The sequence below is a fragment of the Roseateles flavus genome (genome assembly GCF_039872765.1).
Classification (GTDB): Bacteria; Pseudomonadota; Gammaproteobacteria; order Burkholderiales; family Burkholderiaceae_C; genus Roseateles_B; species Roseateles_B flavus.
Window position 1 is genome coordinate 89,325 of the sequence record NZ_JBDPZC010000001.1, and the last position, 19,449, is coordinate 108,773.

Sequence of the window (19,449 nt, forward strand, 5' to 3'; positions counted from 1 at the left end):
GATGCGCGGCATTTCGACCTCGCAGAAAGCAGCGATTCCATGAGCCTCTCTTCCCGCACCTCCCTGTTCCTGCTGGCCCTGGGCCTGAGCTGCACGGCCGCCGGCGCTGCCGAGCCCGTCACCACCGCCAGCGGCCTGGTCTATGAAGAGCTGAAGGCGGGCACCGGCGAGCAGCCCACCGCCGCGGACAAGGTCCGCGTGCACTACGTCGGCACCCTGCCCGACGGCCGGGAGTTCGACAGCTCGGTGCGCCGTGGCCAGCCGGCCGAGTTCCCGCTGGGCAAGGTCATCAAGTGCTGGACCGAGGGCCTGCAGCGCATGAAGGTCGGCGGCAAGGCCCGTCTCACCTGCCCGGCGTCCATCGCCTATGGCGAGCGCGGTGCCGGCGGCGTCATCCCGCCCGGCGCCACGCTGAACTTCGAGGTCGAGCTGCTGGGCGTCAGCAAGCCCTGAGTCCGCGGCAGGGGCGCCGTACCGTCCCGAGGAGCAAGCATGAGCGATGAGCTGGAGGGCGCCGCCGCCCAGGTGCTGGGAAAGATGCGCACCCTGCGCACCTTGTGGCAGCTGAGGGCGGCCCTGGTGTGCGCCGTCGTCCTGAGCGGCCTGACGGTGCTGGTGCTGTCCCTGATCGACGAGAGCTGGCCCTGGACCTGGCTGGCCGGCACCGCGCTGCCCGTCGTGCTGGGCAGCCTGGGCCTGGGCGCGGTCTACGGTGCCTGGCGCTACCAGGCCTATGGCGCGGCCCTGCATCCGGGCGAAGGCCTGGTGCTGCGCCGCGGCGTGTGGTGGCGGACCGAGAGCTGGGTGCCCATCGCCCGTCTGCAGCACCTGGACCTGCGGCAGTCCCCGCTGGAGCGCCTGTGGGGCATGGCTCGCCTGGAGCTGCACACTGCTGGCCAGCATGACCACAAGACCGCCGTGCACGGCCTGCCGCTGGCCGAGGCGCAGGCGCTGCGGGCCTCGCTGATGCCGCGCGTGCAGGGTCACCATGAGTGAGCCGCTGGCCGGGGCGCAGGCGCTGCAGGCCGGGGCCTGGCAGCGCCTGCATCCCTTGTCGGCCCTGTTCGTGGCTGCCCATCTGCTGCGGCATGTGGCGCTGCCGGTGCTGGCGGCCGTGGTCTTCGGCCGCGGCTCGGACTGGGAGGTCTGGGCGGCCGTGCCCTTGGGGATCACCGCCATCTGGGCCGTGCTGCAGGCCAGCCGCTACCGTTACGCCCTGCAGGGCGGCGAGCTGGTCATCCACGAGGGCGTGCTGGGCCGCAGCGTGCGCCATGTGCCGCTGGCCCGCATCCACAACACCAGCCGGATGCGCAAGCTGCCGCACCGCCTGCTGGGCGTGACGGAGCTGCATCTGGAGTCCGCCTCCGGCGGCAAGCCCGAGGCGGTGATGAAGGTGCTGGGCCTGGAGGCCGCCCTGCGCCTGGAGCAGGCGCTGCGGGGCGCAGCGCCGACGGTGCCGACGACCGGCGCCGGCCCGTCCTTCGCGCAGGTGGACGGCATGACCACCGCCCCGCCTGCGGTGCGCCTGCTGCACCGCCTGAGCAGCCTGGACATCCTCAAGCTGGGCCTGATCTCCAACCGCGGCATGGTGATCGTGGGCACGGCCTTCGCGGCGGTGGCCCAGAAGCCGGAGCTGCACCGCCGCTTCTTCGGCTGGCTGTCCGTGCCCATCGCCTGGGTGCGCCAAGCCTTTGGGCGCCTGTTCGAGTCCGGCCACTGGCTGTGGCTGGCTGCCGAGATCGCCCTGCTGGTGCTGGCCTTCCTGCTGTTCGTGCGCCTGCTGTCCGTGGTGCTGGCCTTCTTCCGTTACCAGGGCTTCCGCCTGGAGCAGGACGGCGAGAAGCTGCTCGTGCACCGCGGCCTCAGCACCCAGGTGACCGCCACGGCGCGCCTGCCGCGCCTGCAGCGCTGGGAGCTGGTGGAGACCTGGCTGCACCGCCGCTTCGGCCGCTGCCGCCTGGCCGTCAGCGTGGCGGGGCACGACTCGCACGACCATGAGCACGGCCTGGACCCCGGCGGCCGCTTTGACGAGCTGGCGCCCATTGCCACGCCGCAGGAGGCCCGCGCCCTGCTGCGCCTGTGCCTGCCGGCCCTGCAGTGGGAGCAGCTGCAATGGCAGCCCCTGCCCGCCCGGGCCTTCTGGCGGCAGCTGTGGGGGCAGGGGCGTTTCCTCATCATCGCGCTGCTGGCGCTGGTCGCTGCCGACCTCGCGTTCGGCCAGCGGGTGCCCCTGCCGGGCCTGCTGGCCGCGGGCCTGACGCTGGCGGCGGGGCTGTGGGTCTACTGCCACGCCTGGGTGCGCTTTGCCGCCTATGCCGAATGCGGCGATCTGCTGCTCTACCGCCATGGCGTGCTGACGCGCCGCTGGGTGGTGGTGTCGGGCCCGCGTCTGCAGCAGCTGAGCCTCTACAGCTCTGCCCTGGACCGCAGCCTGGGCCTGTGCCATCTGCGTGCCGACACCCAGGGCCGCTCCCAGGGTGGCCTCGCCCTGGACATCCCCTGTCTGCCCCTGGCCGAGGCGCGGCGCCTGCGCCAGCGGCTGTGGGGTCAGGTCTTGCGGCCGTATTGAGGTGCGGCCGGAGTTACCGGGGTCTGCATCGACAATGCCGGCTTCCTGCCCTTGAGACCGCCATGCAAGCCCTGCTCGACACCATCGCCGCCCTGGCCCTGCCCACCGAGGCCGGGCGCGTCTTCCATGGCCGTGGCGGCCTGCATCCGGGCTGCGAGCACTGGGTGCTGGACTGGTTCGAACCGGTCTGGGTGCTGACCAGCTTCCAGGCCGTGAGCGAGGACGAGCTGGCCCGGGTGGGCCAGGCCCTGGCGGCACGCTGGGCGCTCGTCGCGCCGGGGCAGGCGCTGAACTGGGTCTTCCAGTGCCGCCAGGACCACCACGCCGAGACCCGGCTGATGGCCGGCAGCGTGCCGGAGCCGCATGTGGTGACGGCGCAGGGCGCCCGCTATGCCGTGCATGTGCTCAAGGGCCAGAACCGCGGCCTCTTCCTTGACATGGCCGAGGGCCGGCGCTGGGTGCGCGCACGCGCGGCGGCGCAGCCGGGCCTGCGCGTGCTGAACCTGTTCGCCTACACCTGCGCCTTCTCCGTGGCGGCGCTGCAGGGCGGGGCGGCCGAGGTCATCAACGTGGACATGGCCTCCGGGGCGCTGTCCATCGGCCGGCGCAATCACGAGCTCAACGGCCTGGGCAAGGAAGGCGGGGGCCGCGCCAGCTACCTGGCGCATGACATCTTCAATTCCTGGGCCAAGCTCAAGCGCAGCGGGCCCTATGGCCTGGTCATCGTGGACCCGCCCAGCTTCCAGAAGGGCAGCTTCGTGGCCACCAAGGACTACGCCCGCCTGATGCGCCGCCTGCCCGAGCTGCTGGCACCGGGCGGCGAGGCCCTGCTGTGCCTCAACACGCCCAAGCTGGACACGGCCTTCCTGCGCGACCAGATGGCCGAGCTGGTGCCCGCGCTGCAGTTCGTGGAGCGCCTGCCCAATCCCCCGGCCTTTGCCGACGCGGACCCGGAGCGCGCGCTCAAGGTGCTGGTCTACCGCGCACCGGCCTGAACCGGCAGCAGCGAGTCCTCGACCCGGAATACCGCCACGGCCTTCACCAGCTGCTGGGCCTGCGAGCTCATGCTGTTGGCCGCCGCGGCCATCTCCTCGACCAGGGCGGCGTTCTGCTGGGTGGCGTGGTCCATCTGGCTGACGGCCGCGCTGACCTGGGACACGCCGCGGCTCTGCTCGTGGCTGGCGGAGCTGATCTCGCTGACGATGTCCGTGACGCGCTGGATGCCGCTGACGATCTGCTGCATGGTGTTGCCGGCCAGGTCGGCCAGCTTGCTGCCCTGCTCGACGCGTTCGACGCTGTCGTTGATGAGGGTCTTGATCTCGCGCGCGGCCTCGGCGCTGCGCTGGGCCAGGGCCCGGACCTCGCCGGCCACCACCGCAAAGCCCCGGCCCTGCTCGCCGGCCCGGGCCGCCTCCACGGCGGCGTTGAGCGCCAGGATGTTGGTCTGGAAGGCGATGCTGTCGATCACGCCGATGATGTCCGCGATGCGGCGGGAGCTCTCGTTGATGCCGCGCATGGTGTCCACCACCTGGGTCACGACCTGACCCCCGGCGCTGGCCACCTGCGAGGCCGTGCGGGCCATCTCGTTGGCCTGCTGGGCGTTGTCGGCGTTCTGGCGCACGGTCGCGTTGAGCTGCTCCATCGAGGAGGCCGCCTGCTGCAGCGAACTGGCCTGGCTCTCGGTGCGGCCGGAGAGGTCCTGGTTGCCCTGCGCGATCTGCACGCTGGCCGTGGCCACGCCATCGGCCCCCTTGCGCACCTGGGTGACGATGCCGGCGATGTTGCGCCGCATGTCCTCCATGGCGCCCAGCATGTGGGCGATCTCGTCGTGGCCCTGCACCGTGAGGGCGTGGGCCAGGTCGCCGTGGGCGAATTCCTCCGAGGCCGCGGTCGCCATGGCCAGGGGCCGGACGATGGAGCGCGTGGTCAGCACGCCCAGCACCACGGCCGCCAGCACGGCCAGGGCGCCCAGGCCCAGCAGGCTCAGGCGCAGGGTGCTGAAGTCCGCCTGCGAGCGCTCCACATTGGCCTTGCTGATGCGGTCGGTCTCCTTCAGCAGCAGGTCCAGGTTCTGGATCAGCGTGGCCAGCAGGGGGCGGCAGTCCTTGTTGATGTGCAGGATCGCCTGCTCGCGCTGGCCGCTGGTGGCTAGCTGGGTGATGTTGAGGGCCACCGGGCCGTAGGCCGCCTCGGTCTGCTCGATCGTCTCCAGCAGCTGCCGGAGCTCGGGCGTGCTGCTGGCGGCACCGGTCACGGCCTCGCGCAGGGCCTTGAGCCGGTCCTGCACCCGGGCGTGCGAGCTCTGGATGGCGCTGAGCTCGCTCGCGGCCTGGGTCGGGTCGGCGGACAGCACCAGGTTGCGGGCCGCGACGGCGCGCGAATTGGCCGCTGAGAGCACCCCGTTGCCCAGGTCCTGCAGATGCTCCATCTGCTGCACCTGGTTCTCGAAGTTCTTCTGCGAGCTGCCCAGGGCCCGTATGGCCATCAGCGCCACCAGCATGACCAGGAGGGTCAGCAGGGCGTAGCCCAGGGCCAGGCGAGCCTGGATGTTCAGGCGGTCGGTCAGTTTCATGCGTGGTCTCCCTGCGCGCCGGGCAGCCATGCGTCATGAGTCCGGGTGATGCCGGCGCCTGCTATTTGTAGGTGTTAATGTGAGTGTTCGCCAGCATCCATCGGGGTGAATTCGCGTCATGACCTGGAAAGCCAGGACAAAATTGGCACCAACCCAGGCCAGGTGCGACTGATCTGCGCCGCCGCGCCTCAGGCCAGGTCTTGCGCGACGCGGGCCTCGATCAGCGCCCATTCCTCGTCGCTGAAGAGCCGCGAGCGGGTGTGGAAGGCCAGGCCGGTCGAGCCCTCCAGGGAAAAGGTGCCGCCATGGCCCTCGATGACGTCGAGGATCAGCTGCGTGTGCTTCCAGTACTCGTACTGCAGCTTGCCGATGTAGAAGGGCACGCCGCCCACCTCGCCCAGGTGCACGTCCTGGGCGCCGATGGTGAGGTCGGTGGGGAGGTAGCAGTTGGCGGCGCTGTTGTCGCAGCAGCCGCCGCTCTGGTGGAACATCAGCGCGGGGCCGTGCTCGGCCTGCAGTCGCCGGATCAGCGCCAGCGCGGCCGGCGTGGCCACGACGCGTGGGACCGGGGTGTCGGACATGAGGACCTCCATGCACAAAGTACAAAAGGGAGCGGATCGCTCCGCTCCCCTCGCTCACGCGGTGAGCGACCGCAGGGTCAGAAGAAGCCCAGCTTGTTCTCGCTGTAGCTGACCAGCAGGTTCTTGGTCTGCTGGTAGTGGTCCAGCATGTCCTTGTGGGTCTCGCGGCCGATGCCCGATTCCTTGTAGCCGCCGAAGGCCGCATGCGCCGGGTAGGCGTGGTAGCAGTTGGTCCAGACGCGGCCGGCCTTGATGGCGCGGCCCATGCGGTAGGCCACGTTGCCGTTGCGGCTCCACACGCCGGCGCCCAGGCCGTAGAGCGTGTCGTTGGCCAGGGCCAGGGCCTCGGCCTCAGTCTTGAAGGTGGTCACGGCCAGCACCGGGCCGAAGATCTCCTCCTGGAAGATGCGCATCTTGTTGTGGCCCTTGAACACGGTGGGCTGGACGTAGTAGCCGCCGGCCAGCTCGCCGCCCATCTGCGCGGGCGAGCCGCCGATCAGCAGCTCCGCGCCCTCCTGGCGGCCCAGGTCGAGGTAGGAGGTGATCTTGGCCAGCTGCTCCTTGGAGGCCTGGGCGCCGATCATGGTGTCGGTGTCCAGCGGGTTGCCCTGCTTGATGGCGGCGATGCGCTCCAGGCAGCGGCCCATGAACTTGTCGTAGATGGACTCGTGGATCAGCGCCCGCGAGGGGCAGGTGCAGACCTCGCCCTGGTTGAAGGCGAAGAGCACCAGGCCCTCGATGGCCTTGTCGAAGAAGGCGTCGTCCGCATCGGCCACGTCGGCGAAGAAGATGTTGGGCGACTTGCCGCCCAGCTCCAGCGTGGCGGGGATCAGGTTGTTGGCCGCGGCCTGCGCGATCACGCGGCCGGTGGAGGTCGAGCCCGTGAACGCGATCTTGGCGATGCGCTTGCTGGTGGCCAGCGGCATGCCGGCCTCGCGGCCGAAACCGTTGACCACGTTGAGTACGCCGGGGGGCAGCAGGTCGGCGATCAGCTCCATCAGCACCAGGATGCTCGTGGGCGTGGACTCCGCCGGCTTCAGCACCACGCAGTTGCCCGCGCCCAGAGCCGGCGCCAGCTTCCAGGCCGCCATCAGGATGGGGAAGTTCCAGGGAATGATCTGGCCGACCACGCCCAGGGGCTCGTGGAAGTGGTAGGCCACGGTGTGCTCGTCGAGGTCGGACAGCGCGCCTTCCTGGGCCCGCACGCAGCCGGCGAAATAGCGGAAGTGGTCGGAGGCCAGGGGGATGTCGGCATTGAGCGTCTCGCGGATGGGCTTGCCGTTGTCCACGGTCTCGGCGTAGGCCAGCAGCTCCAGGTTGGCGTCGATGCGGTCGGCGATCTGCAGCAGGACGTTGGCGCGGGCCGCGGGCGCGGTCTTGCCCCAGGCGTCGGCGGCGGCATGGGCGGCGTCCAGGGCCAGCTCGATGTCCTCGGCGGTGGAGCGCGCGGCCTGCGTGTAGACCTGCCCCGTGATGGGCGTGACCACGTCGAAGTACTGGCCCTTGACGGGCTCGCGCCACTGGCCGCCGATGAAGTTCTGGTAGCGGGGCTTGTACTGGACCTTGGCGCCAGGGGCGCCGGGCGGGGCGTAGATCATGCGTGTCTCCTGAGAGGCCTGTCGAAGGCTTGTGGGTGTGGAAGTGGTGGTGCACGGGCGGGCCGGCTCCGTCTACAGCATTGCAAACGCAATGCCAGCCCGCGGCCGGCCTGCCAGCCTGGCAGCAAGTGCTTGATTCCCCGGACGTTTTCCAGCTGTCTCCGGGTCTACCCGAGGCGCTCGCCCGGCCCCGGCGCTGTCACGGCTGTCCGCCTGGTGTCAGCGACACCTGTCACTAATTGCGACAGTCGCGCAGCCGTCCGTCGGCCGGTGCCGCGCCTGCGGCCGAGTCCTCCTAGACTCGGCGCCACAGACCGCGGGTCCACCCGCGCACGGAGACACGCATGCGTTCCCACCCCCTCGTGCCGGCGCAGCAGCTGCGCCAGGCCCGGCAGCGGCTGACCGAGCAGGGCCTGGCCCCGTCACCGGGCGTCGACGCCCTGCTGGCGCGCTCCTGGCAGCGCAGCCTGACGGCCGGTCTCTCGCCCGTCGGCCGCCTGCACTGCCAGGACAACCTGGCCGGCCCTGAACTGCAGCGCAGCCGCGCCCTGAGCCATGAGCTGATCAGCCACTCCGAGCCGGTGATGGAGCACCTCTTCGAGCAGGTGCGGCACAGCCACAGCATGGTCATCCTGGCCGATCCGCAGGGCGTGCTCATGCACACCCGCGGCGACCTCGATTTCCTCAGCAAGGCCGAGCGCGTGGCCCTGACCTGCGGCGCGAGCTGGGCCGAGTCGCAGCGCGGCACCAATGCCATCGGCACGGCCCTGGCCGAGGCCCAGGAGGTGGAGATCCACGGTGCCGAGCACTACCTGGAGCGCAACGGCTTCCTGACCTGCGCGGCCGCGCCCATCGTCTCGGCCCAGGGGCAGCTGATGGGCATCCTGGACATCTCCGGCGAGCAGCGCAGCCGCCACCCACACACCCTGGGCCTGGTGGGCACGGCGGCCCGCATGATCGAGAACAGCCTCGTGATGGCCAGCTGCCGCCACCAGCTGGTGCTGCAGTTCCATGCGCGGGCCGAGGGCATCGGCTCGGTGGCCCAGGGCCTGCTGGCTTTCTCGGAGGACGGCTGGCTGGTGGGCGCCAACCGCAAGGGCCTGGCCCTGCTGGGGCTGGGCGTTGCCGACCTGCAGCGCAGCGCCTGGTCCCAGCTCTTCGAGCGCGGCATGCAGGCCTGGCTGGGCAGCCTGCGCCAGTCCGGCGGCCGGCCCCTGCTGCTGCGCACCCAGCGGGGCGAGGCCTTCTACGCGCAGCTGCAGGGCCGCAGCCCCGCCGTGCTGACCTTGGCGCCGAGGACCGGCACCGCTCCCCTGGCGCCCGAGGCCCCGCAGGAAGACGCCCTGCAGCGCCTGGACAGCGGCGATGCCCGCTGGCGCGCTGCCGCCGACAAGGCCCGCCGCGTGCTGGGCAAGGACATCCCCCTGCTGGTTCTGGGCGAGTCTGGCGTAGGCAAGGAACTCTTCGCCAAGGCCCTGCACGAGATCAGCCCGCGGCGGGGCCGGCCCTTCGTCGCGCTGAACTGCGCGGCGCTGCCGGAGTCCCTGATCGAGGCCGAGCTCTTCGGCTATGCGCCCGGTGCCTTCACCGGCGCGCGCAGCCAGGGCGCCGCGGGGCGCCTGCGCGAGGCCCAGGGCGGCACCCTGTTCCTGGACGAGATCGGTGACATGCCCCTGGCCCTGCAGACCCGCCTGCTGCGCGTGCTGCAGGAACGCGAGGTGCAGCCCCTGGGCGGCGGCGCGCCCGTGGCGCTCGACGTGCAGCTGCTGTGCGCCACCCACCAGTCCCTGGCTCAGGCCGTGAGCGAGGGGCGCTTCCGGGCCGATCTCTACTACCGCATCAATGGCCTGGCCCTGCAGCTGCCGCCCTTGCGCGAGCGCAGCGACCTTGAGGCGCTGCTCGACCGCCTGCTGCAATCCCTGGCGCCGGACCAGGGCCTGACCCTGGAGCCGGCCCTGCGCGAGGCCTTCCGCGCCTACGACTGGCCCGGCAACCTGCGCCAGCTGCACCAGGTGCTGCGCACCGCGGTGGCCCTGCTGTCGCCCCAGGAGAGCCGCATCGGCTGGGCCCATCTGCCGGACGACCTCCTGCCCCAGCTCCAGCAGCGCCAGCACCTGCCCGGCGGGCGCCCGGCCCAGAACCTGCGCGAGCTCTCCCAGCAGGCCATCGCCCAGGCCCTGGAGAACACCCGGGGCAATGTCTCGGCGGCGGCCCGCCAGCTGGGGATTGCGCGGCAGACCTTGTACCGGCGGCTGCAGGCGGGCTGAGGCGTTTCCGGTATCATCCCGACCCTTTTGCGCCAGAGGCTCATCGAGAAGCCCGGCAAATGGGAGGGATCATGCGTACGACAAGATTTGGATATGCCCTGCTGGGCTTCGTTCTGGCAGCATGCGGCGGTGGCGGTGGCGGTGGCGGTGGCGGTGGAAGTAGCGGCGGGTCAAGCCCTGCGCCCAGCAATGGGATGCAGCTGAGCTTCGCGCCAGCCTCGCTGGACACCACCGTCTACCAGGGCGAATGGGATGCTCTCGAGGTCAAGGTTCAGGCGGGCGGTGTCCTGCCTGCTGCGGGGACGAGGGTCAATGTCGCCGTGGTCGATGCCGAGGGTGTCTTTGAACACTCGAACATCATGCAGACTGGCGACACGACCTTCACGGGAACTTTCATGCTGTCCCGGAAATTGAGTGTTGGTACCCATGCCGGGGCCATCGAGGTCCGTGCCTGCGTGGACGACCCGCTCGTTTGCGCCAAGCCCGTCTCCGGCTCCCCCTGGCGTCTGCGCTACCAGTTCACCGTTCGGTCGCAGGCCGACGCGCGCGAGCTGGCCAAGCTGCCGGATGTGTCCAACTATGCCGGCAGCCCCAGCCACAACGCCCTGACCAGCGCCACCCTGGACCCTTCGAAGATCACGCGGCGCTGGAGTCACGAGCGGCCGGTGTCGGACCGTCTGCCGGCCTTGGGTGGCGGCCGCATGTTCGTCGTCACCGGGAGCGATGCCGGCTTCGGCAGCATGAAGCTGGCGGCCTACAGCGAACGAGACGGCTCGACGGTGTGGGGCCGTGAACTTGCGGAGGAAGCCATCAGTGCGCCCGCCTTCGCTGACGACCGGCTCTACCTGATCACCCGAACCCTGCAGGCCAATGCAAGGCGGATGACCCTGCGCAGCTTCGACGCAGAGACCGGAGCCCCGATTGCTTCGCTCGAACTTGGACCCGCGAGTGACTTTCCTGCCAGCCCCGTGGTGAAGGATGGCAAGGTGTACCTGTGCAAGCTCAACGAGTGGTTCGAGTACGCGCTCGTCCGTGTGGACGGACGCACCCTGGCAGAAGAGTGGGCCAGGCCGTTTGACTGGAACGACGACAACAAGGCGCTTTGCACGCCGGCCGTCGACAGCCGCTATGCCTATGTGCCTCGCCAGAATGCGCTGCAGGTCATTGACGTGGGCAGCGGGCAGCTGGCGTTCTCGATTCCGGCTCCTGCGGGCATTCCGTCCATCAGCAGCAAGCAGCCGCCGGTCCTGGGGCTCAATGGGCGTGTCTATGTCAATGCCGGCAAGGGCCTGATCGCCTTCGACACGGACAAGCGTTCGGTCGCCTGGCATCTGGAGACCCGTCCGGGCCAGTACCCGGTGGCTCGAGGGGAGGCCCTCTACCTGGCCAACGAATCCGGATTTGTGGCGATTGCCGCTGACACCGGCAAGCTCTTGTGGACGTGGTACAGCACGCTCGGCATGGCAAGCGACCTGTCTGCCAACTTGCTCATCTTTGGCAACCATGCCCTGTTCTCGAATGCCGGCGTTACGCAGGCTGTGGACCTGAGCACGCACCAAGCGGTGTGGTCGGACCAGGGCGGCGGCTCCCTGGCTTTGTCACCGAATGGCGCGCTGTATGCCCAGCGCCGAGACCTCAATCTGGGCTTCCGGGTCTTCAACCTGAACTGAGTCGAGGGGGCGGGGGCCTCAGGCCTGCCGCTTTGTCGGCGCTGCGGTGTCGCCTTGGCTGGTCCCGCCGGGAGGCGCCACCATGAACCGGTTGCGCCCCGCGTTCTTAGCCTCGTACAGCGCGGTGTCGGCCCGGCGCACGACGTCCTCGTACAGGGCGTCGCCCTCGTCGATCTCGGCCACGCCGATGCTCACGGTCACGTAGCCCACGCCCTTGAAGGTCTGCTCGCGCGTCTTCTGGCAGAGCTTGGCGGCCAGCGCCGCGGCGCCCTCCAGGGTGGTGCCCGGCAGCAGGGCGAGGAATTCCTCGCCGCCGAAGCGGCCGACGAAATCGCTGGCCCGCAGCGAGGACTTGATCAGCGCGGCGAACTCCCTCAGCACCGCGTCACCGGCGGCATGGCCGTGGGCATCGTTGATCAGCTTGAAGTGGTCGATGTCCATCAGCAGCACGCCGTAGGTCTGGCGGTGCCGCACGTAGCGGGTGTACTCCTCGGTCAGGCGGGCGTTGAGGTGGCCGCGGTTGTGCAGGCCCGTCAGCGCATCAGTGAGGGCCACGCGTTCCAGCTCGGCATTGGCCTGGCGCAGCTCGGTGGTGCGCTGCTCGACCCGCGCCTCCAGCTCCTGTGCATTGCGCTCCAGCTCCTCGCGCTGATGGGCCAGGCGCTTGTCGCGCCAGTGCAGGGCCTCCAGGAGGTCGTCCATCTCGCGCGTGGCGCCCAGGTCCTCGCGGTCCGGGGCGGGCACCGGCTGGCGCCCGCGCAGCAGGGTGGCCAGGTGCTCGATCGGCCGGCTCAGGCCCACGGCGACCAGATAGGCCATCAGCATGATGGCCAGGGCGCCGGCTCCCCACAGCAGCCACAGGCCCTGCGCCAGCTTTTGCGAGGCGGCCAGGAGCTGGGACGTGGGCTGGCGCACCAGCACCGTCCAGCCCAGGTCCTGGCCATGCTCGGCCGCGGGCACGGGCGCCGCCACCAGGTAGTAGTGCTCGTCGCGGAGGTAGTCGTCCACCACCGGCTCGCGCTCCAGCCGCTGCAGCAGCTCATGCGCCGAGCCGTCGAACTCCGCCTCCGGGTAGATCAGCTGGCCGTCGCGCCGGGCGATCATCACCTCCATGCCCTGCGGCAGCACGCCCGAGGCCGCCATGTCCTGCAGCAGGTGGGCGAACCAGCGCCAGTGCACGTGCGAACCGACCACGCCCAGCGGGCGGCCCCGCGCATCGAGCAGGGGCACGGCGAAGTCCAGCATGCGCGGCGGCTCGCCGGGGTCCAGGGAGCTCAGGTGACGAGCCAGCAGCAGGGCGTCATGCAGATCGCCGATGAAGGGACTGAGGCGGGCGCCCTGGAACCAGGGGCGCTGGGAGACATCCACGCCCTCCAGCACTCCGTCACTGGAGACCAGCACCCGGCCCTGCGGGTCGGCAAAGCCGATCCAGGCGTAGTCGCGGAAGCTCCCCTTGAGCTGGCTGAGCAGGGCGCGCAGCGGCCGGGCGTCGCCGGACGCGGCCAGGGTGACGGGGAGGGTGGCGATGAAGTCCAGCTCGCGCTGGCGCTGGCGCAGCTGCTCCGACAGCTGGGCGGCCACCATGCGTGCGCTGTTCTGCAGGCTGCCGGTGCGCTCCTGCATCACATGGCGCGCGAAGACGAGGCCGATGTAGGACTGCATGCTCAGCGCGACGATCACGGCCAGCAGGCCGAAGGTCAGCGCCATGCGAAACCGCAGGCTGCGCCAGGCGAAGAAGAGCCACATCCCCTCAGATTCCTTGCTTGGTCTGCATCCCCTACAGTCGGACCTTTCCCGATCTCCCAGCAGGAGTGCCCATGAAGACACGCGCCGCCGTGGCCTGGAAAGCCGGCCAGCCCCTCAGCATTGAAACCCTGGATCTTGCCGGACCAAGGGTCGGCGAAGTCTTGATTGAAGTCAAGGCTACAGGCATCTGCCATACGGACTACTACACCCTGTCCGGCGCGGACCCCGAAGGCATCTTCCCCGCCGTGCTGGGGCACGAGGGCGCGGGCGTGGTGGTGGACGTCGGCCCGGGCGTCACCACGGTGCGCAAGGACGACCACGTCATTCCGCTCTACACGCCCGAATGCCGGCAGTGCAAGTTCTGCCTCTCGCGCAAGACCAACCTCTGCCAGCTGATCCGCGGCACCCAGGGCAAGGGCCTGATGCCAGATGCGAGCTCGCGCTTCTCGCTGGACGGCAAGCCGGTCTTCCACTACATGGGCACCAGCACCTTCAGCAACTACATCGTGGTGCCCGAGATCGCCGTGGCCAAGGTGCGGCCGGATGCGCCCTTCGACAAGATCTGCTACATCGGCTGCGGCGTCACCACCGGCGTGGGCGCGGTGATCTTCACGGCCCGGATGGAGGCGGGCGCCACCGTGGCCGTCTTCGGCCTGGGCGGCATCGGGCTGAACGTGATCCAGGCGGCGAAGATGGTCGGCGCCGACAAGATCATCGGCATCGACATCAACCCCGGCCGCGAGGCCATGGCCCGCCAGTTCGGCATGACCCACTTCATCAACCCCAAGGCAGTGGACAACGTGGTCGACGCCATCGTGCAGCTGACCGACGGCGGCGCCGACTACAGCTTCGAGTGCGTGGGCAACACCCAGCTGATGCGCCAGGCCCTGGAGTGCACGCACAAGGGCTGGGGCCGCAGCATCATCATCGGCGTGGCCGAGGCCGGCGCCGAGATCAGCACCCGGCCCTTCCAACTGGTCACCGGCCGCAAATGGGAAGGCTCGGCCTTTGGCGGCGCCCGCGGCCGCACCGACGTGCCCAAGATCGTCGACTGGTACATGGAAGGCAAGCTGCGCATCGACGAGCTCATCACCCACCGCCTGAAGCTGGAGGACATCAACGAGGGCTTCGATCTGATGAAGCGCGGCGAGTCCATCCGCTCCGTGGTGATGTACTGAGGCCGGGCGCGCATGAGCCAGACCCTGCGCCTTCTGTCCGAGCACGCCTGCTTCGGCGGCGTGCAGCGCTTCTACGAGCATGCGTCCGAGGCCACCGGCACGCCTATGCGCTTCGGCGTCTACCTGCCGCCGCAGGCCGCGCAGGGGCCCTGCCCGGCGGTGGTCTACCTGGCCGGCCTGACCTGCACCGAGGAGACCTTTGCGATCAAGGCCGGGGCCCAGCGCGAGGCGGCGCGCCTGGGCCTCATCCTCGTCTCGCCGGACACCAGCCCGCGCGGCACCGGCATCGACGGGGCCGACGCCCTCTGGGACTTCGGCCACGGCGCCGGCTTCTACCTGGATGCCACGCAGGCGCCCTGGTCCGCCCATTTCCGCATGGAGCGCTACATCACCCGGGAGCTGCACGCGCTGCTGTGCGCGCAGCTGCCTCTGCGCCCCGATGCCATCGGCCTCATGGGCCATTCCATGGGCGGGCACGGCGCGCTGACGCTCGCGCTGCGGCACCCGGGCCTGTACCGCTCGGTCTCCGCCCTGGCGCCCATCGTGGCGCCCAGCCAGGTGCCCTGGGGCCGCAAGGCCTTCGCAGGCTATCTGGGCCCGGACGAATCGAGCTGGGCCGCCCATGACGCCTGCGCCCTGATCGCTGCCGGTCACCGCCTGCCGCCCCTGCTGGTCGACCAGGGCCTGGCCGACAAGTTCCTGGCCGAGCAGCTGCAGCCTGAGCGCCTGGAGGCCGCCTGCCGCGCCGCGGGGCAAGACCTGACCCTGCGCCGCCACGCCGGCTACGACCATGGCTACTACTTCGTGGCCAGCGTCATCGCGGACCACCTGCAGCACCATGCAGTCCGGCTGAAGACGGGCTGAAGGGCGCGAGCCCGCGCCTTACTGCTTCAGACGCGGCACCGGCAAGACCTGACCCTGCGCCTCGCGCGGCGCCGGCAGGTCCAGCATGCGGGCCAGCGTGGGGGCGATGTCGGCCACCGCCACGGGCTGGCGCACTTCGCCCCGGCCCCACCAGGCCGGACCCCAGGCCAGGATGGGCACGTGGGTGTCGTAGCGGTAGGGCGAGCCGTGGGTGGTGCCCGTGGTCTTGCTGCTGATCATCCAGCCCGGCTTGACAACGATCTGCAGCGGCGCGGCGGCGTCCGGATGCCAGGACAGGCGCATGCGGCTCAGAACCTCGGGTGCCGGGCCCGTGCCGCTCAGCTGGCCGCGGGTGAGGGCGGCAGCGATGCCGGGCACCTGCTCGGCGGCGTGCGCAGCGCTGGCATAGACGCGGTCGCGGTCCAGCCCCCTGGCCTGGATGCGGGCCTCGTCGAAGAGCATGCCCGTCCCCGACCAGTGCGTGACCCAGGGCCCCTCGCCGAACTCGCGGGCCAGGCCTTCGTCGACCGCGCTCATCAGGGTCTTCAGGGGAACGCGGCCGGCATCGCGGCCCTGGGACCGGGCCCACTCGGGGGTGTCCAGGAAGCCATGGTCCGCCGTCAGGACCACCATGTAGCGGTCGCGGCCGACGCGCTCGTCCAGCGTCCGGAAGAAGGCCTGCAGGTAGCGGTCCAGGTGCAGGAAATGGTCGTGCGAGAGGCGCGACTCGGGCCCGAAGGCGTGGTTGATGTAGTCGTGGCTGGACAGGCTGATGCTCAGCAGGTCCGTGGTGTCGTCGGCGCCCAGCTGCTCGCCCTCGATGGCGGCGCGGGCGAAGTCCAGCGTCAGCTCGTCGGCGAAGGGGGAGGGCAGCAGATTGGCCCAGAAGGCCGGCCCCGGCGCACTCATGCCGGCCCCCACCACCGCGGGCAGATGGTTGCCGTTGCCGCCCGTGGACTGCCAGGGCTGACCGTCCGGCACCGAGCGGTCGTAGGCGTGCGGGTCCTTCAGCAGGGGTTCCCAGCTGCGGCCGAAGTAGCGGTCGGCGGGGTGGGCGTCGTTGAAGGCGCGGACCCAGGCGGGCAGCTCGGGCAGGTAGTAGTCGCTGGTGGTGAAGCCGCCGCTGCTCTGCATGTAGAGGTAGGCCGTGCCTTTGTGGCCGGCGGGCAGGATGGCGCCGCGGTCCTTGCCCGAGATGCCGATCATCCGGGCCTCAGGATGCAGGGTGCGCAGCACGTCGCCCACGGTCTCGACGCGGTAGTTGCGCGGGCTGGTCCCCACCAGGGCCGGCGTGGCATGGCCGAGGTAGTGGTGCGCGGGGTCGTCGGTGTTGTAGCGGTCCTCGCGTGTCTGCGGGTCCACCCATTCATTGCCGATGATGCTGCTGCGCTGCGGATAGGCCCCGCTGAGCATCACCGAATGGCCGGCGGCCGTCACGGTGTAGCCGTGGCCATGGTGCGCTTCGGAGAACCACAGGCCGCGGTCCAGGAAGCGCCGGAAGCCGTCTTCCGCCAGCTGGTCGCGGTAGGCCAGCACCTGTCGCATGGGCAGGCCATCCACCGCCATGAAGACCACCAGGCGCGGCGGCGCCGCGGGCGCGGGCTGCGGCAGCGTGGAGCAGGCCTGGAGCAGGGCGAGGGCACAGGCCGCCGAGAGACCGGCGAGCGTGCGCGTGAAGGGGCGTGGGTGGCAGTGGGACATGAACCAGGCGGTCAGGAAGACGGGGGAGGGCACGGGAGGGGAGGCGAAGTATCCCCCAGTGCCGGGTCGTCGGCGGCGGCGGCGGGGCTTGCCCTGGGTCAAGCCCTCGCTGCGGCGCCGCTGGCCTTCAGCCAGCCCCTGGGACAGTCAATAGTCCGGGAAGCACTGCTTGCTGGGGTTCTGCCAGCTGCACACCCAGCTCCACCTCACCTGGGCCTGCTCGACCATGCCCACGCCGAAGGAGAAGGCCGGCGAGCTCAGGCTCAGGTCCAGGACGGTGCCGGTCTCGGTGGTGGTCGTGGGCTCGCCGCCGAACTTGGGCCGGACCTGCACGCCCTGCCCCAGCTTCAGCGTCAGCTGGCTGTTCCCGATCAGATAGGGCAGGTTGTTCTGGATGTACTGGCCCAGCGCGAAGCTGCTGCCATTGGGCAGGGTGATGACTTTGTCAACCGGCACCAGCTTGTTCAGGCCGCTGAGGTAGTTGGCGTTCCGGTCGAACAGCAGGTCGTCCTTGAGGCCGCCCAGCGAGGTCTGGATGGAGGACACCACGGCTGCGTCCTTGCGCGAGGCGATCTGGCCGATGATGAAGTCGCCGACAAAGGGAAGGATCCAGCTGAGGTTGGAGTCGCAGTCGGTGCTGGACGAGACATCGGCGGTGGCGCCGGTCTTTTCGTCCAGCAGCCGGCCATCCACGCTGCCGTACTGGGCGGTGATGCTGAGGTTGCGCAGGCTCAGGGTGTTGACGCAGTCGTAGCTGATGAAGCCCAGCTTGCGGCCGGTGAAGCGCGTGGTGGCGGTGTAGCTCCAGCCGCCCAGATGGATCAGGGTGATGCCCGAGGCCTGCGGCGTGATGGTGACGGTGGGGTCGCCCGAGAGCGTGCCCTTGAGGAAGGTGCCGCCGCTGCCGGCGGCCTTGTTGCTCAGGGCGGTGTTCAGGCCGCTCTCGACCTGCATGGGCACGCGCTTCATGGCCGTGGCCATTTCGGCCAGGGGGCCGTTGCCATAGCGGTTCTCGGCGTAGCTGACGGTGGCGCCGTTGTAGCGGGCCGTGGCGATGTACTGGCTGCTCTGGATGGCGGGAACGATGTCGGCATGGGCGAGCGCGGCGCCGAGGCCAAGTCCGACGAAGAGAAGGGATCGTTTCATGGTGTGCATAGGAGGTGAGTCAGTGGGAGGGCTTGCCCGGAACTGCTGGGCGGGGCGCGGGCCGGTGAATCGGGGCTCGTGGCTTCGGATGGCGGCCACCGGCGTCCGGCTGATGGGGAGTGTAGAAGCGAAGTTATTGCAGAACGATGTGACCCTGCGGCGCGTAGGCCTGCTGCTGTCCTTTCGGGCAGCACAGGGGCCAGGTCTTGCCACAGCGGCCGGCGCCAGGACGCAGCCGGGACCCTCGGCCGCCAACGCCCTCCTCGTCAAGCCAGGGGCGCACTGCGCACGGTGTCACTTCCATCGGCGCATGGCATGGGCTAGCCTGGCGCCGCAGGCATGTGCCTGCTCACTGTGACATCACATGGGTATATCGATCCGATCGACCACTTCCCTTCAACGGCTGGCAGCACTCCCCCTCGCTGCCGCCCTGGCAAGCCTCTCGGCCTGCTACGTCGTGCCCCTGGAGGCACGGCATGCGCACCCTGTTGCGGTGCCCGCCCAGGTGAGCGTTGCGCCACCGGCCCCCGTGACCTTCCCGGTCCGGCTCTACCCCACCAATGCCCTGGCCTCACGCTATGGGATGGTCAGCGCCACGGTGACCAACGACCTGCATGGCAAAGGTGTCTTCAGCACCCACATCAACGGCGAAGCCTTCACCGGCGAGGCGACACGCAAGGCTGACTCCCAACGCAACGGCCTGGCCAACGGCGCAGGAAACCGCGGCTCCTACCTCTCTTGCACCTACAGCATGAACAGCAGCAGCCAAGGGACGGGCCAGTGCCGCCTGTCCGACGGGGCCGAGTTCTCCATGCACATGGGCAACTGAGGCCGGGCCCGGGGCGGGTTCAACCGCCGCCCGGGCCTCCATCGGGACGCCTGCCACCCGGCGCGGCCAGGGCCCGCCGGGTGCGCGGCTTCAGGTCGGCTATCGTGCGACCGGCGAGGTGCACCACTGCTGCTCGCAGGGCACGCCGTCATGGTTGCCGTCCATCTCGGTGCCCGGGCAGTTCTGGAGGAACCAGGTGGCCTCGGCACAGGACGTCATCTGTGAGCAACGGGTGCGGCCATCGCAGCGAAATCGCGGGTGAGGGGACTCGGTGCCCCTGCCTGGCGCCATCGGGCTGGTGGGCACCTCGACAGATGGCGGGAGCGGCTGCGCGGCCTTGAAGCGCTGATAGGCCCAGCCTCCGCCGATCAGCAGCAGGGCAGCCAGCGTCAGCAGGCCCAGGACGGAGGGCTGACTCCGGCGGTGCCCGCCACGTGGGCGGCGGCCGGCGTCGTGATCCCGCACGGCGCTCCTGGCCTGCACAGGCGCGACCGCCCTGCGCTCGCGGGCCTCGCCGACCGCGCTGCGCACCACCTTCACGGCCTGCGGCCGGCCATCCCGGCCGGTGCCCAGCTCGTAGCTGAGCCTTTCGCCGGGCGTCGGGCGGGTGCCGTCGCGCGGGAAGGCGCTGAAGTGCACGAAGAGCTCGGCGCCTCCATGCGTGGGGGCGATGAAGCCGAAGCCGCGCTCGTCGTTCCAGCTGCGCAGGATGCCGGTGTGCTGCATGC

16 protein-coding genes are annotated in these 19,449 nt (G+C 70.2%); 9 read left to right on the forward strand and 7 right to left on the reverse strand.

What is annotated here, in order from left to right:
* Positions 1-39 precede the first annotated feature (39 nt).
* From ABDJ40_RS00440 to ABDJ40_RS00455, 4 genes are all read left to right on the forward strand, one after another.
* Positions 40-453 (forward strand): FKBP-type peptidyl-prolyl cis-trans isomerase, encoded by a 414-nt coding sequence (locus tag ABDJ40_RS00440; RefSeq protein ID WP_347604610.1) that lies wholly within the window; start codon positions 40-42, stop codon positions 451-453.
* A gap of 39 nt (positions 454-492) precedes the next feature.
* Positions 493-996 carry a PH domain-containing protein gene (locus ABDJ40_RS00445; protein ID WP_347604613.1) on the forward strand — a complete coding sequence of 168 codons (504 nt, stop codon included), beginning with the start codon at positions 493-495 and terminating at the stop codon, positions 994-996.
* Complete coding sequence (locus ABDJ40_RS00450; protein WP_347604616.1) at positions 989-2,569, forward strand: PH domain-containing protein; 1,581 nt, start codon at positions 989-991, stop codon at positions 2,567-2,569. The genes ABDJ40_RS00445 and ABDJ40_RS00450 overlap by 8 nt, the downstream gene beginning before the upstream one ends.
* A gap of 62 nt (positions 2,570-2,631) precedes the next feature.
* Positions 2,632-3,564: a class I SAM-dependent methyltransferase gene (locus ABDJ40_RS00455; protein ID WP_347604619.1), complete on the forward strand. Its 933-nt coding sequence runs from the start codon at positions 2,632-2,634 to the stop codon at positions 3,562-3,564.
* On the opposite strand, the gene ABDJ40_RS00460 is transcribed toward ABDJ40_RS00455, so the two are convergent.
* The 3 genes from ABDJ40_RS00460 to exaC form a co-directional block, all read right to left on the reverse strand.
* On the reverse strand, positions 3,546-5,141 hold the full coding sequence (locus ABDJ40_RS00460; RefSeq protein ID WP_347604622.1) for a methyl-accepting chemotaxis protein: 1,596 nt from the start codon (positions 5,139-5,141) through the stop codon (positions 3,546-3,548). The genes ABDJ40_RS00455 and ABDJ40_RS00460 overlap by 19 nt on opposite strands.
* 188 nt (positions 5,142-5,329) lie before the next feature.
* Positions 5,330-5,722 carry a DUF779 domain-containing protein gene (locus ABDJ40_RS00465; RefSeq protein WP_347604625.1) on the reverse strand — a complete coding sequence of 131 codons (393 nt, stop codon included), beginning with the start codon at positions 5,720-5,722 and terminating at the stop codon, positions 5,330-5,332.
* Between the two features lie 77 nt (positions 5,723-5,799).
* Complete coding sequence (gene exaC, locus ABDJ40_RS00470) at positions 5,800-7,320, reverse strand: acetaldehyde dehydrogenase ExaC (RefSeq protein ID WP_347604628.1); 1,521 nt, start codon at positions 7,318-7,320, stop codon at positions 5,800-5,802.
* A gap of 344 nt (positions 7,321-7,664) precedes the next feature.
* On the opposite strand from exaC, the gene ABDJ40_RS00475 reads away from it, so the two are divergent.
* A complete protein-coding gene (locus ABDJ40_RS00475; RefSeq protein ID WP_347604631.1) occupies positions 7,665-9,587 on the forward strand; it encodes a sigma-54-dependent Fis family transcriptional regulator in 1,923 nt (640 codons plus the stop codon).
* 194 nt (positions 9,588-9,781) lie between these two features.
* On the forward strand, positions 9,782-11,257 hold the full coding sequence (locus ABDJ40_RS00480) for an outer membrane protein assembly factor BamB family protein (RefSeq protein WP_347604634.1): 1,476 nt from the start codon (positions 9,782-9,784) through the stop codon (positions 11,255-11,257).
* 18 nt (positions 11,258-11,275) lie between these two features.
* Here ABDJ40_RS00480 and ABDJ40_RS00485 read toward each other — a convergent pair whose 3' ends face one another.
* Positions 11,276-13,003: a sensor domain-containing diguanylate cyclase gene (locus tag ABDJ40_RS00485; protein WP_347604637.1), complete on the reverse strand. Its 1,728-nt coding sequence runs from the start codon at positions 13,001-13,003 to the stop codon at positions 11,276-11,278.
* 71 nt (positions 13,004-13,074) lie between these two features.
* On the opposite strand from ABDJ40_RS00485, the gene ABDJ40_RS00490 reads away from it, so the two are divergent.
* Both ABDJ40_RS00490 and fghA read left to right on the forward strand, forming a co-directional pair.
* Positions 13,075-14,181: an S-(hydroxymethyl)glutathione dehydrogenase/class III alcohol dehydrogenase gene (locus tag ABDJ40_RS00490; RefSeq protein WP_347604640.1), complete on the forward strand. Its 1,107-nt coding sequence runs from the start codon at positions 13,075-13,077 to the stop codon at positions 14,179-14,181.
* 12 nt (positions 14,182-14,193) lie between these two features.
* Complete coding sequence (gene fghA / locus ABDJ40_RS00495) at positions 14,194-15,045, forward strand: S-formylglutathione hydrolase (protein WP_347604643.1); 852 nt, start codon at positions 14,194-14,196, stop codon at positions 15,043-15,045.
* 18 nt (positions 15,046-15,063) lie between these two features.
* On the opposite strand, the gene ABDJ40_RS00500 is transcribed toward fghA, so the two are convergent.
* Positions 15,064-16,779 carry an alkaline phosphatase family protein gene (locus ABDJ40_RS00500; RefSeq protein ID WP_347604646.1) on the reverse strand — a complete coding sequence of 572 codons (1,716 nt, stop codon included), beginning with the start codon at positions 16,777-16,779 and terminating at the stop codon, positions 15,064-15,066.
* A gap of 114 nt (positions 16,780-16,893) precedes the next feature.
* Positions 16,894-17,892 carry a hypothetical protein gene (locus ABDJ40_RS00505; RefSeq protein ID WP_347604649.1) on the reverse strand — a complete coding sequence of 333 codons (999 nt, stop codon included), beginning with the start codon at positions 17,890-17,892 and terminating at the stop codon, positions 16,894-16,896.
* Positions 17,893-18,256: 364 nt separating this feature from the next.
* On the opposite strand from ABDJ40_RS00505, the gene ABDJ40_RS00510 reads away from it, so the two are divergent.
* Positions 18,257-18,721, forward strand: a complete 465-nt coding sequence (locus ABDJ40_RS00510) for a hypothetical protein (protein ID WP_347604652.1) — start codon at positions 18,257-18,259, stop codon at positions 18,719-18,721.
* A 99-nt stretch (positions 18,722-18,820) separates the two neighbouring features.
* On the opposite strand, the gene ABDJ40_RS00515 is transcribed toward ABDJ40_RS00510, so the two are convergent.
* Positions 18,821-19,447: a cold shock domain-containing protein gene (locus ABDJ40_RS00515; RefSeq protein WP_347604655.1), complete on the reverse strand. Its 627-nt coding sequence runs from the start codon at positions 19,445-19,447 to the stop codon at positions 18,821-18,823.
* Between the last annotated feature and the right edge of the window lie 2 nt (positions 19,448-19,449).

What these genes read in the sequence shown, in the direction of transcription:
- ABDJ40_RS00440 (WP_347604610.1), top strand. Translation starts at nt 40, where the DNA reads ATGAGCCTCTCTTCCCGCACCTCCCTGTTCCTGCTGGCCCTGGGCCTG.
- ABDJ40_RS00445 (WP_347604613.1), top strand. Translation starts at nt 493, where the DNA reads ATGAGCGATGAGCTGGAGGGCGCCGCCGCCCAGGTGCTGGGAAAGATG.
- ABDJ40_RS00450 (WP_347604616.1), top strand. Translation starts at nt 989, where the DNA reads ATGAGTGAGCCGCTGGCCGGGGCGCAGGCGCTGCAGGCCGGGGCCTGG.
- ABDJ40_RS00455 (WP_347604619.1), top strand. Translation starts at nt 2,632, where the DNA reads ATGCAAGCCCTGCTCGACACCATCGCCGCCCTGGCCCTGCCCACCGAG.
- ABDJ40_RS00460 (WP_347604622.1), bottom strand. Translation starts at nt 5,141, where the DNA reads ATGAAACTGACCGACCGCCTGAACATCCAGGCTCGCCTGGCCCTGGGC.
- ABDJ40_RS00465 (WP_347604625.1), bottom strand. Translation starts at nt 5,722, where the DNA reads ATGTCCGACACCCCGGTCCCACGCGTCGTGGCCACGCCGGCCGCGCTG.
- exaC (WP_347604628.1), bottom strand. Translation starts at nt 7,320, where the DNA reads ATGATCTACGCCCCGCCCGGCGCCCCTGGCGCCAAGGTCCAGTACAAG.
- ABDJ40_RS00475 (WP_347604631.1), top strand. Translation starts at nt 7,665, where the DNA reads ATGCGTTCCCACCCCCTCGTGCCGGCGCAGCAGCTGCGCCAGGCCCGG.
- ABDJ40_RS00480 (WP_347604634.1), top strand. Translation starts at nt 9,782, where the DNA reads ATGCAGCTGAGCTTCGCGCCAGCCTCGCTGGACACCACCGTCTACCAG.
- ABDJ40_RS00485 (WP_347604637.1), bottom strand. Translation starts at nt 13,003, where the DNA reads ATGTGGCTCTTCTTCGCCTGGCGCAGCCTGCGGTTTCGCATGGCGCTG.
- ABDJ40_RS00490 (WP_347604640.1), top strand. Translation starts at nt 13,075, where the DNA reads ATGAAGACACGCGCCGCCGTGGCCTGGAAAGCCGGCCAGCCCCTCAGC.
- fghA (WP_347604643.1), top strand. Translation starts at nt 14,194, where the DNA reads ATGAGCCAGACCCTGCGCCTTCTGTCCGAGCACGCCTGCTTCGGCGGC.
- ABDJ40_RS00505 (WP_347604649.1), bottom strand. Translation starts at nt 17,892, where the DNA reads ATGAAACGATCCCTTCTCTTCGTCGGACTTGGCCTCGGCGCCGCGCTC.
- ABDJ40_RS00510 (WP_347604652.1), top strand. Translation starts at nt 18,257, where the DNA reads ATGGGTATATCGATCCGATCGACCACTTCCCTTCAACGGCTGGCAGCA.
- ABDJ40_RS00515 (WP_347604655.1), bottom strand. Translation starts at nt 19,447, where the DNA reads ATGCAGCACACCGGCATCCTGCGCAGCTGGAACGACGAGCGCGGCTTC.